Origin of the sequence: Alteraurantiacibacter aestuarii (assembly GCF_039523595.1) — a bacterium.
Classification (GTDB): Bacteria; Pseudomonadota; Alphaproteobacteria; order Sphingomonadales; family Sphingomonadaceae; genus Alteraurantiacibacter; species Alteraurantiacibacter aestuarii.
On sequence record NZ_BAAAFP010000002.1, the window covers coordinates 1,960,641 to 1,974,869 of the forward strand.

General features: G+C 62.2%; 12 protein-coding genes. 11 read left to right on the forward strand and 1 reads right to left on the reverse strand.

Annotated elements, in window-relative coordinates; genetic code table 11:
* The first annotated feature begins 42 nt into the window (after window positions 1-42).
* From ABDZ98_RS13015 to ABDZ98_RS13035, 5 genes are read left to right on the forward strand one after another with little or no spacing between them, the layout of a single operon-like run.
* The gene (locus ABDZ98_RS13015; RefSeq protein WP_343808756.1) at window positions 43-2,154 is read left to right on the forward strand and encodes a PQQ-dependent dehydrogenase, methanol/ethanol family; all 2,112 of its coding nucleotides are present in this window, start codon (window positions 43-45) and stop codon (window positions 2,152-2,154) included.
* The gene (locus ABDZ98_RS13020) at window positions 2,154-3,407 is read left to right on the forward strand and encodes an FAD-dependent oxidoreductase (protein ID WP_343808758.1); all 1,254 of its coding nucleotides are present in this window, start codon (window positions 2,154-2,156) and stop codon (window positions 3,405-3,407) included. The genes ABDZ98_RS13015 and ABDZ98_RS13020 overlap by 1 nt, the downstream gene beginning before the upstream one ends.
* Complete coding sequence (locus ABDZ98_RS13025; protein WP_343808760.1) at window positions 3,404-4,501, forward strand: alpha/beta hydrolase; 1,098 nt, start codon at window positions 3,404-3,406, stop codon at window positions 4,499-4,501. The genes ABDZ98_RS13020 and ABDZ98_RS13025 overlap by 4 nt, the downstream gene beginning before the upstream one ends.
* 1 nt (window position 4,502) lies before the next feature.
* Window positions 4,503-6,452 carry an outer membrane protein assembly factor BamB family protein gene (locus tag ABDZ98_RS13030; protein ID WP_343808762.1) on the forward strand — a complete coding sequence of 650 codons (1,950 nt, stop codon included), beginning with the start codon at window positions 4,503-4,505 and terminating at the stop codon, window positions 6,450-6,452.
* A 28-nt stretch (window positions 6,453-6,480) separates the two neighbouring features.
* Window positions 6,481-7,470 carry a VOC family protein gene (locus tag ABDZ98_RS13035; protein WP_343808764.1) on the forward strand — a complete coding sequence of 330 codons (990 nt, stop codon included), beginning with the start codon at window positions 6,481-6,483 and terminating at the stop codon, window positions 7,468-7,470.
* Between the two features lie 91 nt (window positions 7,471-7,561).
* Here ABDZ98_RS13035 and ABDZ98_RS13040 read toward each other — a convergent pair whose 3' ends face one another.
* On the reverse strand, window positions 7,562-7,897 hold the full coding sequence (locus ABDZ98_RS13040) for a c-type cytochrome (RefSeq protein WP_343808766.1): 336 nt from the start codon (window positions 7,895-7,897) through the stop codon (window positions 7,562-7,564).
* 259 nt (window positions 7,898-8,156) lie between these two features.
* Here ABDZ98_RS13040 and ABDZ98_RS13045 point away from each other — a divergent pair, with 259 nt between their 5' ends.
* The 6 genes from ABDZ98_RS13045 to ABDZ98_RS13070 all read left to right on the forward strand — a co-directional run bounded on the left by ABDZ98_RS13045 (window position 8,157) and on the right by ABDZ98_RS13070 (window position 14,220).
* Window positions 8,157-8,678 (forward strand): hypothetical protein, encoded by a 522-nt coding sequence (locus ABDZ98_RS13045; protein ID WP_343808768.1) that lies wholly within the window; start codon window positions 8,157-8,159, stop codon window positions 8,676-8,678.
* The gene (locus ABDZ98_RS13050; RefSeq protein ID WP_343808770.1) at window positions 8,665-9,378 is read left to right on the forward strand and encodes a HupE/UreJ family protein; all 714 of its coding nucleotides are present in this window, start codon (window positions 8,665-8,667) and stop codon (window positions 9,376-9,378) included. Before ABDZ98_RS13045 ends, ABDZ98_RS13050 begins: the two co-directional genes overlap by 14 nt.
* Complete coding sequence (locus ABDZ98_RS13055) at window positions 9,375-10,034, forward strand: hypothetical protein (protein ID WP_343808772.1); 660 nt, start codon at window positions 9,375-9,377, stop codon at window positions 10,032-10,034. Before ABDZ98_RS13050 ends, ABDZ98_RS13055 begins: the two co-directional genes overlap by 4 nt.
* A 138-nt stretch (window positions 10,035-10,172) precedes the next feature.
* Window positions 10,173-12,161 (forward strand): outer membrane protein assembly factor BamB family protein, encoded by a 1,989-nt coding sequence (locus ABDZ98_RS13060; protein WP_343808774.1) that lies wholly within the window; start codon window positions 10,173-10,175, stop codon window positions 12,159-12,161.
* Between the two features lie 17 nt (window positions 12,162-12,178).
* Window positions 12,179-13,207: a hypothetical protein gene (locus ABDZ98_RS13065; protein WP_343808776.1), complete on the forward strand. Its 1,029-nt coding sequence runs from the start codon at window positions 12,179-12,181 to the stop codon at window positions 13,205-13,207.
* Window positions 13,204-14,220: a hypothetical protein gene (locus tag ABDZ98_RS13070; protein ID WP_343808778.1), complete on the forward strand. Its 1,017-nt coding sequence runs from the start codon at window positions 13,204-13,206 to the stop codon at window positions 14,218-14,220. Before ABDZ98_RS13065 ends, ABDZ98_RS13070 begins: the two co-directional genes overlap by 4 nt.
* Window positions 14,221-14,229: the final 9 nt, after the last annotated feature.

Below are 14,229 nucleotides of genomic sequence, written 5' to 3' on the forward strand. Positions count from 1 at the left end.
GCCTGCAAAGGGCGCGGTAAAAACCTGGGGGAGAATCGCAGCATGGGTATCACCCGTCTTGCCATCATGATCGCTGCAACGGCCACGCTGGCGCTGTCAGCCTGTTCGGATACCGAAAGCGGCTTTGGCGCAATTGACGAAGCGCGCATGCTGGCAGCAGACGATGATCCGGACAACTGGCTGTCACAGGGCCGCACCTATGGTGAGCAGCGATTCAGCCCGCTGGCCGATATCAATGCAGACAATGTCGGCGACCTCAGCCTGGCCTATGCCGTGGAGTTCGATACCAATCGCGGGCAGGAAGCCACGCCCATCGTGGTGGATGGCACAATGTACCTGTCCACCGCATGGTCCAAGGTGATGGCGATCAATGCCGCCACTGGCGAAGTGCTGTGGCGCTATGATCCGCAGGTGGATGGATCGAAAGGCGCGCATGCCTGCTGCGATGTGGTCAATCGCGGCGTGGCGGTGTGGGATGGCAAGGTGTTCGTCGGCACGGTGGACGGTCGGCTGGTGGCGCTGGACGCTGCGACTGGCGATGAAATCTGGGATGTCGTCACCGTCAACCAGCAGCAGCCCTATACCATCACCGGCGCCCCGCGCGTGGTGCGCGGCAAGGTCATCATCGGCAATTCCGGCGCGGAACTGGGCGTGCGCGGATATGTCTCCGCCTATGATGCCGACAGCGGCGATCTGGTGTGGCGCTTCTACACCGTGCCCGGCAACCCTGCCGATGGCCCCGATGGCGCGGCTTCCGATGCCGTTTTCGAACAATTCGCAGGCGACACATGGTCCGGCGAATATTGGGAAATGGGCGGCGGCGGCACCGTGTGGGACTCGATCGTCTATGATGCCGAGTTCGACCAGCTGCTGATCGGCGTGGGCAATGGATCGCCGTGGAATTATCGCGCGCGCTCTGATGGCGAAGGGGACAATCTGTTCCTCACCTCTATCCTCGCGCTCGATCCCGATACCGGCGCGTACAAGTGGCACTACCAGCAGAACCCGGGCGAAACCTGGGACTACACCGCCACCCAGCAGATGACGCTGGCCGATCTCACCATCGATGGTCAGCCGCGCAAGGTGATCCTGCAAGCCCCCAAGAACGGGTTTTTCTATGTGATAGACCGGGCCGACGGGAAGCTGATCAGCGCGGAGCCTTACACGCAGCAGAACTGGGCGGAGCGGATCGATCTTGAAACGGGCCGCCCGGTGGAAATCCCCGCCGCGCGCTATGCCGATGCGCCCTATCTGGTCACGCCATCGGGGCTTGGCGCGCATGCGTGGCATCCGATGAGCTATTCGCCGCAGACCGGGCTGGTCTATATTCCCAGCATGCAGGTGCCCAGCGCCTATGCCGATGATGTGAATTACAAGCGCAACATCGGCCGCTGGAACACTGGCGTCACCTTCCTTGCCCCGCCAGAAGGGCTGGTGCCGGGCGATACGCCGGAGGCGCGCCGCGCCTTCATCACTGCCATGACCAAGGGCCGGCTGGTGGCGTGGGACCCGGTCGCCCAGCGCGAGGTATGGGGCATAGACCGCGACTGGCCGTGGAACGGCGGCACGCTGGCAACCGGCGGAAATCTGGTGTTCCAGGGCACGCCCGACGGGGTGTTCCATGCCTATGATGCGCGCGATGGCAAGGAGCTGTGGAGCTTTGGGCAGGAGCGCGGGATCATGGCCGGGCCGATCACCTACCGCGTGGACGGTGTGCAATATGTTGCCGTGCTGGCCGGTTATGGCGGATCGATGGGCATGGCCAGCCAGACAGACTGGATGCGCCGCCCTCCACCCAATGGCATGCTGCTGGTGTTCCGCATTGGCGGCACGGCGAAGCTTGAACCCCTGCCCCCGCAGGAACCCGCGCCCTATGTCACCAGCACAGAAAGCTTCACCGCCCAGCAGATTGCCGAAGGACAGGCGCAATATCTGGGATATTGCACAATCTGCCACAATGGACCGGTAAACCCCAATCTGATGCGCTCGGCTGTCGCGGCCGATCCGGCTGCATGGCAAGCGGTGGTGATGGAGGGTATTCTGGCACAGAACGGCATGGTCAGCTTTGCCCCGTGGATAGATGCCACGCAGGCGGAGGCGATCCGCGCCTATGTCATTTCCGAAGCCGCCAACCGGCGCGAACAGGAGCAGTAATGAGCAACAAGACCGATGTACTGATCGTTGGCGCAGGTCCGGTGGGCATGCTCACCGCACTGGCGCTGGCACAAACGGGCGCCAGCGTGCGCGTGCTGGAAAAAGAGGACGACATCATCAACAGCCCGCGCGCTGCGGTCTATTTCCCCTCCACGCTGGTGATCCTGGAGGAGCTGGGGCTGCTGGAGGAACTGCTGGAGATCGGCTTCACCAACCGCACCTTCGGCACGCACATCCCGGAATTCGGTTATCATTCAGTGGTCGTTTCCGAACCGATTGACGGGGTCGACTACGACTACCAGCTCCACGCCGGACAGGACGATGTTGCCCGCGTGGCGATGAAGCACGCCCGCGCGCTGGGCGTGGAAGTGCTGTTCGGTCACGAGGTGCACGGCTTTGAGGAATATGACGATCACATCGCGGTGATGACCAGGACCGGCGGCAGCGAGCAGCTGTATCAGGCCGACTGGCTGATCGGCGCCGATGGTGCGCGCAGCACGGTGCGCAAGCTGGCCGGGATCGAGTTTGAAGGCCACACCTGGCCCGAACGGTTCGTGGCCACCAACGTGAAGTTCGATTTCTCAAAACTAGGCTATTGCCAGGCCAATTTCGTGTGCGATCCAGTCAACATGGCGGTGATCGCGCAGCTGGACCGCGATGGCCTGTGGCGCTGCACCTATATGGAAGACTCATCACTGCCGGAGGACTCCTATGTCGAGCGTATTCACCAGCGCTACGAATATTTCATGGCCGGATCGAAGGATTACCAGATCGTCTCCGCCAATCCCTACACGCTGCACCAGCGCGCAGGCGAGACGCTGCACAAGGGCCGCATCCTGCTGGCAGGCGATGCCGCCCATGCCACCAATCCGTGCGGCGGGCTGGGCCTCACATCGGGAGTGTGGACCGGGATCATCCTGGCCGATGTGCTGGGCGCGGTGATCCGCGGCGAAGAGGATGCCACAATCCTCGATCGCTATTCGGACGAACGCCGCCGTATCTTCTGGGATATCGTCACCCCTGCCGCGACCGAGAACAAGCGCATGTTGCAGGAACAGGACATGGATCAGCGGCTGAAGGACATGGCCGCCATCAAGGCGCTTAACGACGATCCCGACAGCGGAGCGATGCTGATGCTGTTCGCCTTCAAGGTCATCGGCGATGTGCTGCGAGAGGGTTCACGCTGGGCCGATGCCGATCCCACGCCGCGCGTCGCGCTCGACCTTGCCGGGCGCAAGGGGCAGATCCATTGAGCATCCCTGCGGCCCGCAGCTATCGCCCGCACGATCTGCATGCGGACGGTACGTCCCGCCCGCTGGAACTGGCCGCACAGGGCTTTTTCTGGAGCGGCGGTGAACTGATCGACACCGATGCAGGCCCGATGATGCGCGGCCAGCAATATGTCGAATACTGGATTCCGCAGGACCTGCGTCATGGAACCCCCATCGTGATGGTCCACGGCGGCGGCGGACAGGGCACCGATTATCTGGGCACGGCGGATAGCCGCGAAGGCTGGGTGCATTATTTCGTCCGCGCCGGATGGGCCGTCTATGTGGTGGACCGCCCGCAGCATGGCCGCAGCCCGTTCCACCCGCTGGTGCAGGGGGAGATGGCGGGACTGCTGCCCACGGCATTTCTGGAGGAAATGTTCTGCCGCCCGCAGGATTTTCCCGAGCGCTATCCGCAGGCCAAGCTGCATGACAAATGGCCCGGCACCGGGCGCATGGACGATCCTGCAATGTTGCGCTTCCTGGCCGGGACCGGACCTTCTCTGGCCAGCATGGAGCAGGGGCACCGCGATGCGCAGGCGGCAGGCGCAGACCTGCTGGACAAGATCGGCCCGGCGATACTGATGACTCATTCGGCAGGCGGGCCAACCGGCTGGCTGGTCGCCGATGTACGGCCACAGCTGGTCAGGGCGATCATCTCGGTCGAGCCTGCCGGACCGCCCTTCGCGGCCAATCAGGGCGGCGCGATGACATATGGTCTGTCCGCAGCGCCGCTGACCTTCGATCCTCCGCTGGCCGAGGGGGAAAGCCTTGCCACGCAGCTGCGCCCTGCCCCGCACGGCGATCTGAAGGATTGTCTGGTGCAGGCCGAACCGGCGCGCAAACTGCCCAATCTCGCCCATATTCCGGTGGTGGTGGTGACCGCAGAGGCCAGCTGGATGGCTGCCGACAATCACGGCACGGTCGATTTTCTCTTGCAGGCAGGGGTTAAGGTAGACCACCTTCGGCTGGAAGATCGCGGTGTGCATGGCAACGGACATGCGATGATGCTGGAAAGCAATAGCGACGAGGTGGCCGCGGTGATCGCCGACTGGCTGTCCGAGGGGGATTTTGACTGACATGCGTTTGAGGATTGCAACCACCATCGGTGCCGCCCTGCTGGCAGGCACGTTCATCAGCTCCGCGCTGGCGCAGGACACCACGCCAGACGCGGACTGGCCGCTTTATGCGCGCGATCATTCGGGCCAGCGATACTCTCCGCTGGCCGATATCAACCGCGACAATGTGAACCAGATTGAACGCGCCTGGAGCATGCCGATCAGCGCCAATGGCGGCGGCGGCGCGATGGCCGGCACGGTGCCGGTGGTGATCGATGGCATCATGTACCTGCCCATCACCGGCGCCATCGTGGCGCTGGACGGGGCCACCGGGCGGCATATCTGGCGGCACGAGATCACCGACGGCCTCGCCCGCCGCGCCGTGACCTATTGGCCGGGCGATGGCGCTATCGGCCCCCGGCTGTTCTACAACCCCGGCAATTCCATCGTCGCGCTCAATCCGCAAACGGGCGAGGTCGACACCAGCTTCGGCAATAATGGCGAGATCACCTGGGAAGGCACGCGCTACAATTATCCGCCCAGCGTGTTCCACAACGTGCTGGTGATCGGCGCGCAGACACCCGAAATTCCTGAAGGGGACGATGGCGACACCCGCGCCTTTGACGCCCGCACCGGTGAATTCCGCTGGGCTTTCAACACTATTCCGCACGAAGGCGAGTTCGGTAACGACACATGGCTGGATGACGGCTGGCGGAATCGCCCCGGCGCCAACATGTGGATCTGGTACACCACCGCCGATGTCGAGACGGGCCTGTTCTACTTCACGCTGGGCAGCCCCGGCCCCAACTATTACGGCGGTGACAGGCCGGGTGACAATCTGTTCGGCAACTCGCTGGTCGCGGTCGATATCGAAACCGGCGAATATCGCTGGCACTTCCAGGCCATTCATCACGAATTGTGGGACTGGGACCTGCCCGCCCCGCCCGTGCTGGTGGACCTGACGGTAGAGGGAGAGCGCGTTCCGGGACTGGCGCTGACCGGCAAGAACGGCCTGATGTATATTCTCAACCGCGAAACGGGGGAGCCGATCCACGGTGTGAACGAGCACTTCGTGGCCGCCGCCAACGTGCCGGGTGAATGGTACAGCCCGACCCAGCCGATCCCGGTCCGGCCAGAACCGTTGCAGCGCATGTGGTGGGACCCGTCAGACGTGGTGACCGCTGAAGATACCAATGCAGAACATGCCGCCGCCTGCCGCGCATTGCTGGACAGTTATGGCGGGACCTTCTTCAATTCCGGCCCGTTCACGCCGTTCTTCCTGCATGAGGAAGGCGATCCGCCGCGCGCCTCCATCAACATGCCGCATAATGGCGGATCGGTCTGGGGCGGCAGCGCAGCCGATCCCACCACCGGTTATATCTTCGTCAACATCACCGAAGGCGGATCGATCGGCTGGATCGAGCCGCGCGACCCGGAAGGCAATTACGGCAATGGCACGCAAGGATCGTGGCAGCCCTATGACCGTGGCAGCCTGATCGGCCCCGGCGCCTATTCCGGCTTTAACGCCAGCTTCAAGGATGATGAGGGGCGCAATGTCAGCCTGCCCTGCATCCGCCCGCCGTGGGGCCATATGGTCGCAGTGAACGGCAATACGGGTGAGATCGCGTGGAAGGTCCAGCTTGGCACCACCCCGCAGCTGGCCGAGGGCAAGCGCGAGACCGGCGCCAACAATTCCGCCGGCGGCGCGATGGCAACGGCAGGCGGGCTGGTGTTCATTGGCGCAACCAGCGATGCAAGGCTGCGCGCCTTCGATTCCGCCACTGGCGAGATCGTGTGGGAGGAACAGCTGGACTACACCGTCAATTCCATCCCGATGAGCTATCGCGGCGCGGACGGGCGGCAATACATCGCCGTGGTTGCTACCGGCGGCACCGCCTATGGCACCTTGCGCGGTCCCGACGGACAACCTGCCAATAACGAATCAGTCATCACCTGGGCCCTGCCCGAATAATTGGGCCCGAGTAATCTGGAGAGACACTATGAAGCACGCAAGATTGCTGTTTGGCAGCGTCGCCGCCATGGCGCTTGCCGCGTGTGCGGCCCATGCGCAGGATTCCACGCTAACCACGCCCGAAGGGGCATTGATGGATAGCGCTGACGATATTTCCTACGCGCCGGGAGAGCTGACGCAGGCGCAGCTCGAAAATTCCAACGCCGATATCATCACCGGCAATGGCATGAATGTGTTCCGCCGCTTCCCGCGCGAAATCACCGACGACATGGTGAACTTCTACGTCAACGCTCTGGCGCTGCGATCGCTCAACCCGATCCAGCTGACATCGACCCAGCAGATGATCCTGACCGGCGTGGGCAGCATGCAGATCAAGCTGTCGGCAGGCCAGGTGGGCGACCGGATCTACAACCTTGAAGGCGGTTATGCCGCTGGCACGGGTATCAGGTTCTTCCTCCTGCGCTATCCCGATGCCGATGTGGTTACGCAGCGCTTTGTCGAGGCGGGCTTCGACGCCCCCGAATTCATCAGCCGCGGTGACGGCGCAAAGCAGGCACTGGTTCAGGACCCCGGCGGCTTCGAGATCGTGATCCTGATTGCACCGGGTGCCAAGGACCATGCTGACGATGGCGTGGGCGTGGGGATCGGCGTGTCCGATCTTGACGAAAGCCGCACCTTCTACCGCGAGTTCGTGGGCCTGGAGGAGCTGCCCGTTGTGGAAGCCCCGATGATGGGCACGCGGTTCTACCCCTATCGCCACGGCGAGACGACATTGATGCTGTATGACGTGGGCGAAGGCACAACGGCCGACAATGGCAGCGCGGGCATCCAGTATGTCGTCAGCGATGCGCCACTGGCCGCAGCGCGCGGCGATTTCCGGGAGCTTGGGGTCCAGACCCCGCTCAACAAGCTGCGCGGTTTCGACCTGATCACCGTATGGCTGAGCGATCCTGACGGCGTGACCAATTATTTCGCCCAGGTCGGCCCCAACAGCCGCACCGCCCAGGGTCAGAATTGAGCACCAGAATCAAGCGCTATCCCGGTCAGAGACAGACACAAAAAAGGGGGCCGCAAAGCCCCCTTTTCTTGTCTGATTGAAGCGGAAGGCCTTACTTCTTGGCCTGCATCACATAGCTGGCAAGCAGGTCGATTTCCTCATCGCTCATCTGTCCGCCAAAGCCGGGCATCGCGCCCTGGCCATTGGTGACGCGGCTGATGATGAAATCCTTGTCCATTGCCGTGTTGCCATCAAGCGACGGGCCGATGTGGCCGTGGCCGTTGGCGTCGGTCAGCACATGGCAGGCGCTGCAGGACCAGGAATTGAACAGCGAACGGCCTTCTTCAACCTGCTCAGCTGTCAGGCTGCTGGCAGCTTCGTCCTCTACCGGTGCGCTAGGAGTTGCCAGCGCGCTGGCGAGCGGAACAGCCACGACTGCCGCACTCAAAGCTGCGAGGCCCGTCTTGAAAAACTTACCTGCAAATGCCGATTTTCCAGCCATCACTTCCGTTCACCTTTCCAGATTCTGTCTTCGAGCTCGCGATTTCGCGGCCCTAGTCAACAAGCGGTTTAGCCGAGTCAAGCTTTACCCACGATTTACGCGGATGGCTCATGTCCAAAAAAACTGGACATTGTCAATTAGCAATGGCTTCCCAGGTGATGTAGAGCATGGAATAAGGGTGACGGGATTGGAAAGGCAACGAATCATGGCAATTTCATTCAGGCAGCTGGCGGTTGCGGGGGCATCGCTTGCCCTTTGCGCATGTGGCACCAGCAATGAACCGGCGGACATGCCGCTGGGTACAGTGCAGCAAATGATGGCAAACGAAGTGCAACCCGCCGCCGATGTCTATTGGGGCGCGGTCAAGTTCGAAAGCCTGCTGGTCGATGGCGAAGTGGTGGAACGGGACATCAAGCCCGAAACCGATGAGCAGTGGGAAGAAGTCCGCGCATCGGCCGCACGGCTTGGCGAACTGGGCGGCGTTCTGCTCACCCCCGCCTATTCCGACGGACGCGGCCAGGACTGGCTCGATTATGCGCAAGGCCTGATCGATGTGTCCAAGCAGGCCGAACAGGCGGCAATCGATCAGGATCCCGATGCCGAATTCGAAGTTGGCGGAACGATCTACAATGTCTGCCGCGCTTGCCACCAGATGTATCCCCCGGAAGAACTGCCCGAAGGCATGACGGTGGACGATCTGCCGGCGGATGAAAATGCAGCCGAATAAGACCGCCACTGCCAACCCGGCCCTGTTTTGGTTCGGGCTGGCGCTGGCGCTGGTATTTGTTCTTATTCCCATTGTCGCCCTCGCCCATGATGTGGCTGAGGGCGACAAGGCTTTCGTCCAGTCGATAGACGGGCCAGCCATTTTCCCGTTCCTGTATCTGGGCGCCAAGCACATGGTGACCGGATATGATCACATCGCCTTCCTGGTGGGCGTGGTATTCTTCCTGCGCCGACTGAAGGACGTGGTGCTCTATGTTTCGATGTTCACCATCGGCCATTCCACCACATTGCTGGGCGGCGTGCTGCTGGGCGTAGGCGCCAATGCCTTTATCATTGATGCCATCATCGGCCTGTCGGTGGTGTACAAGGGCGTGGAGAATATCGGCGGTTTCAGCCGGATCGGCCTGAATATCGATACCCGTCTGGCGGTGCTGGTGTTCGGCCTGTTCCACGGGATGGGCCTGGCCACCAAGATCATGGACCTTGGCATTTCCCCCAACGGCCTGCTCGCCAACCTCATCGCCTTCAACGTGGGTGTGGAGATGGGTCAGGTGCTGGTGCTGACACTGGTGGTCTTCGTCTTCAGCAGCTGGCGCAAACGGCCCAGTTTCGAAAAATATGCCTTTGCCGCCAACGTGGCACTCATTCTGGTGGGCGTGGCTCTCACCGCAGTTCAAGTTCAAGGATATCTGTCATCATGACCGACACGCAAAAAACCCGCTCGAACAAGCCCGCGCTGATTGCTGCGGGCGTGGTGGTCGCCATGGCGGCGATTACCGTGATGTTCATCCTGCCCGCCGAGACGGGCTATGATCCGACCGGTGTTGGCAAGGCAACCGGCCTGGTCAAGATCGCCGATCCCGACAATGCGGAGCTGGAGCGCGGCCTCAAGCGGATGGAAACGCAGGAAGTGCTTCTGCTGAGCGATACGCCGCCAGCACCGGAGCCGGGCGCCACCGATGTGTGGGAAGTCGAGCTGGCTCCCTTCGATGCCGTAGAATTCAAATATACCATGCCCGAAGGCGGTCGCATGGCCTTTCGCTGGGAAGGGTCTGACGTGCTCAACTACGACATGCACTCGCATCCCTTCGAAGGCGGCGTGGAAATGACCGAGAGCTTCAGCGTCGATGCGGCCAAGGTCATGCAGGGGGTGTATATTGCTCCGTTTGACGGAATCCACGGCTGGTACTGGCAGAACCGCACTCTGGACAATGTCACGTTGAAGCTGGAAACCTCGGGCGCATTCACCCACTCCACCATCTACGGTGCAGGTGCCCCGCTTGAACGCCCCATCGAAGGGGTAGAGGCGAGCGTCGAGGGAACCGCTGCCGGGCATGAAATGCAGAATACCGAGTGATACAACTCGCGACAAAAAATTTCGGATTAAGTCAAATTCGATAGCCTATTGGGCCTTGTTGTTGCGCGCTCGATGCGGCTAGGTTGCGTCACGTTTCGGGCATGGGTCTGCCTGCGCAGGATTATATGGGAGTTGGGAGTGATTACACCGTCACCGCTGAATGCCGGATCAACCGGTATCGCACGCCGCGCATTGCGCATTACCGCCATTTCGACACTGGCACTGGTCGCCGCCGCCTGTTCAACCACGCAGGCCGGAACCGGGCGCGTGAACAGCGCTTCGTCCGCCGCCGCCAGCTCGGCAGTCGATTATGTCGGTTGGGATGCCAATCTGGGCGGTGCTGAAAGCTCGCAATATTCCTCGCTCGACCAGATCAACCGCGCCAATGTCAGCCAGTTGCAGGTCGCCTGGACCTACCCGACAGGCGAAGGCCAGCCCCCGCGCTTCAACCCCGTGATCGGCGGTGGCCGCATGTATGTGATCAATGGCGCAGGCCAGCTGGTCGCGCTCAACCCGGCAACGGGTGAGGAAATCTGGACTTCGAACTTCGAAGGCCGGATCGGCGCACGCGGCATCAATTACTGGGAAAGCGAAGACGGCAGCGAAGGCCGCCTGATGGTGCTCAACAATGGCGTGCTGCGCGCGATGGATGCCAGCACCGGCCAGTTCATCTCCAGCTTTGCTGGCGGCGGCGTGGATCTGCGTGACGCCCTGCCGGGCGACGTGGTGCGGCCTGGCCCGCTGCAGACCGATAACCCCGGTCGCATCTACAAGAACACCATCATCATGTCGCTGCCCGCCGGCGCCTATGACTATGCGTCGGCCCCGGCCAATATCCAGGCCTATGATGTGATCACGGGCGAGCTGAAGTGGACTTTCAACACCGTCCCGCGTGAAGGTGAATTCGGCCACGACACCTGGCCCGATACCGAAGATTTCAGCAAGTATGGCGGCGTCCACAACTGGTCGGAAAGCACCGTCGATGTCGAGAACGGCATCGTCTTCATTCCCACCGGTACGCCGCGTTACGATTTCTACGGCGGCAACCGCGAAGGCGACAATCTGTTCGGCAATTCGCTGCTGGCGCTGGATGCGCAAACGGGTGAGCGCCTGTGGCACTTCCAGACCGTGCATCACGATCTGTGGGATTTCGACCTTCCGGTTTCGCCCAAGCTGATGACCATCACCAGAGATGGTGAGCGGATTCCGATCGTGGTGCAGGCTACCAAGCAGGGTTATATCTTCACCTTCAACCGCCTGACGGGTGAGCCGATCTGGCCGATCGAGGAAATGGCTGTTCCTGCATCGGACGTGCCGGGCGAACATGCATCGCCCACGCAGCCGGTGCCGACATGGCCGGTGCCGTTCATGCGCCAGTCCTTTACCGAGGATGACATCAACCCCTACCTGCCAGAGGCAGACCAGGAAGCGCTGCGCAACGGCCTGCGCAACGAATGGCGCAACGAGGGCATCTTCACCCCGCCGTCGCTGCGCGGTTCTATCTCCATGCCCGGCCATAATGGCGGCGCGAACTGGGGCAATGTGGCAGCCGATCCGATGCGCGGCCGCCTCTATGTGGTCAGCCGCGAACTGCCGATCCTGCTCAAGATCAATCCGGACAACCGTCCGGAGGCTCTGGAAGCCATGCCCAATGCGCAGGAGGACAACCTCCCCTATCGCTGGCCGGTCAACTTCATGCTGCAGTCAAACGGGATGGTGGCGATCAAGCCGCCGTTCTCCAACCTGACCGCCTATGACATGAACACGGGTGAGCAACTCTACTCCATCCCCAATGGGGAGATCATGACGCTGGAAGCACAGGGCATTACCGGTGTGGGATCGCAGACCCCGCGCGGCGGGCCTGTGGCCACGGCGGGCGGCCTGCTGTTCGTGGGCACTGCCACGGACCGGGCGTTCCGCGCCCGCGATGCCGACACCGGCCGCATCCTGTGGGAATATCGCTTTGATGCTGCCACCGAGGGTGTGCCGGCGACCTATATGGTCAACGGCCGTCAGTACATCACCGTGCCGGTGGGCGGCGAAGGCCACTTTGCCGGCGGTCTGGGCCTGCCGGAAGCTGGTGAAAGCAAATATGTGACCTTCGCCCTGCCCCAAGGCAGTAACTGATGCGCCGGGGTGTGATCATGACTCTTGCCCTGGCGGCCATTGCGGCCACCAGCGGCGGAGCCGTGGCGCAGGAGGAGGACCTGACGGTTCTTCCTGCGCCCGCCAATGATTTCCAGCCCGAGCTGACCGCCTGGGGGGAGCCCGATTTTCGCGGTGGCTGGCCGATTGATCACCTCAATGGCCGCACACCGCTGCAACGCGCTGCCGAACATGGCAATCGCCAGCTGTTGACGCAGGACGAATACGCCGCACGCGCTGAAGTTGTGGAGGCGCTGGAGCAGCGTTACCAGAACGAGGATTCCAGCGGCACGATGGGCATTGGCCACTGGGCCGAAGTGGCCGCCGCCAATCGCCGCACGTCATGGATCACCTCACCGCAGGATGGCCAGCTTCCGGCCTTCACGGCTGAGGGCCAGCGCCTGTCCGACGCCATGCGCTCCACCTGGGTGCAGGGTCAGGAATTCAACACATGGCTGGATTTCGATAGCTGGGATCGCTGCATCAGCCGCGGCCTGCCCGCTTCGATGTTCCCCTTCATGTACAATAATGGCATGCGCATTTTCCAGTCGCCCGGCATCGTGGCGATCCAGATGGAAATGGTCCACGAAACGCGCATCATCCCCACCGATGGCCGCGCCAGCATTCCCGCGCAGATCGATCAGTGGCTGGGTGAAAGCCGCGGCCACTGGGAAGATCACAACACGCTGGTGGTGGAAACGACCAATTTCAAACCCGGCCCCTCTGCCACCAATATCGGCACCACGGGCAGCCCGCGTGAGAACAAATCACCGGTGAGCGGTCAGGCAAGACTGGTTGAGCGCTTCCATATGACCGGCCCGGGCCAGATCATCTATGAATTCACCTGGACCGATCCGGTGGTGTACACGCAGCCCTGGTCCGCGCGCCTCGAATGGCAGCGTGACGATAGCTATGAGATCTACGAATACGCCTGCCACGAAGGCAATGTGCAGGTCCGCAACTTCATCACCGCATCGCGCGCTGAGCGGGAGCAGGCCGCTGCTGGTGCAGCCGGGGGCAGTCAGTGAAACTGCTGGCGTCAGTCACTCTTGCGGGCGCGCTGGCGCTGTCCGCACCTGTGCTGGCGCAGGATATGGACCTGACAGTCCTGCCACCGGTTGAGAATGGCTACCAGCCTGCCCAAACCCCTTGGGGGGAGCCGGATTTTCGCGGCGGCTGGCCGATAGACCATCTCAACAGCCGCACCCCGCTGGAACGCAGCCCCGATCACGGCAACCGCATCTTCTTCACCGATGAGGAATATGCCGAGCAGCAGGAACAGGTCGCCGCGCTCGAAGCGCGTTACGAGAATGAGGATTCGTCGGACGCGATGGGCATGGGTCACTGGGCCGAAATGGGCGGCGCCAACCGGCGCACATCGTTCATCGTCGCGCCTGCCAATGGCCGGCTTCCCGCCAAGACAGCCGAAGGCGAGCGCCTCTCTGCCCTGATGCGATCGAGCTGGCGGCAGGGGCAGACCTTCAACCACTGGACCGATTTTGACAGCTGGGACCGCTGCATAACGCGCGGCCTGCCCGCCTCCATGCTGCCGATGATGTACAACAATGGTATCCGCATATTCCAGGCGCCCGGCCTGGTGGCGATCCAGCTGGAAATGATCCACGAAGTGCGCATCATTCCCACCGATGGCCGGGCCGCCGTGCCGCGCCAGATCGCGCAATGGATGGGTGACAGCCGCGCCCATTGGGAAGATGCCAACACGCTGGTGGTGGAGACGACCAATTTCCGCCCGGGCGCTTCGGCCACCAATGTGGTGACGTCCGGCTCCCCGCCCAACAACGATACGCCGATCAGCACCCGCGCGAAGCTGGTGGAATATTTCCACATGACCGGTGCCGACACGATCACCTATGATTTCACCTATGATGATCCGGAGATTTTCACCCAGCCCTGGGCCGTGCGGCTCAACTGGCAGCGTGACGACGATTATCAGCATTTCGAATATGCCTGCCACGAAGGCAATGTGCAGATTCGCAACTACATCACCGCATCGCGCGCCGCGCGCGCAGCGGCCGAATAGGAGACTGAC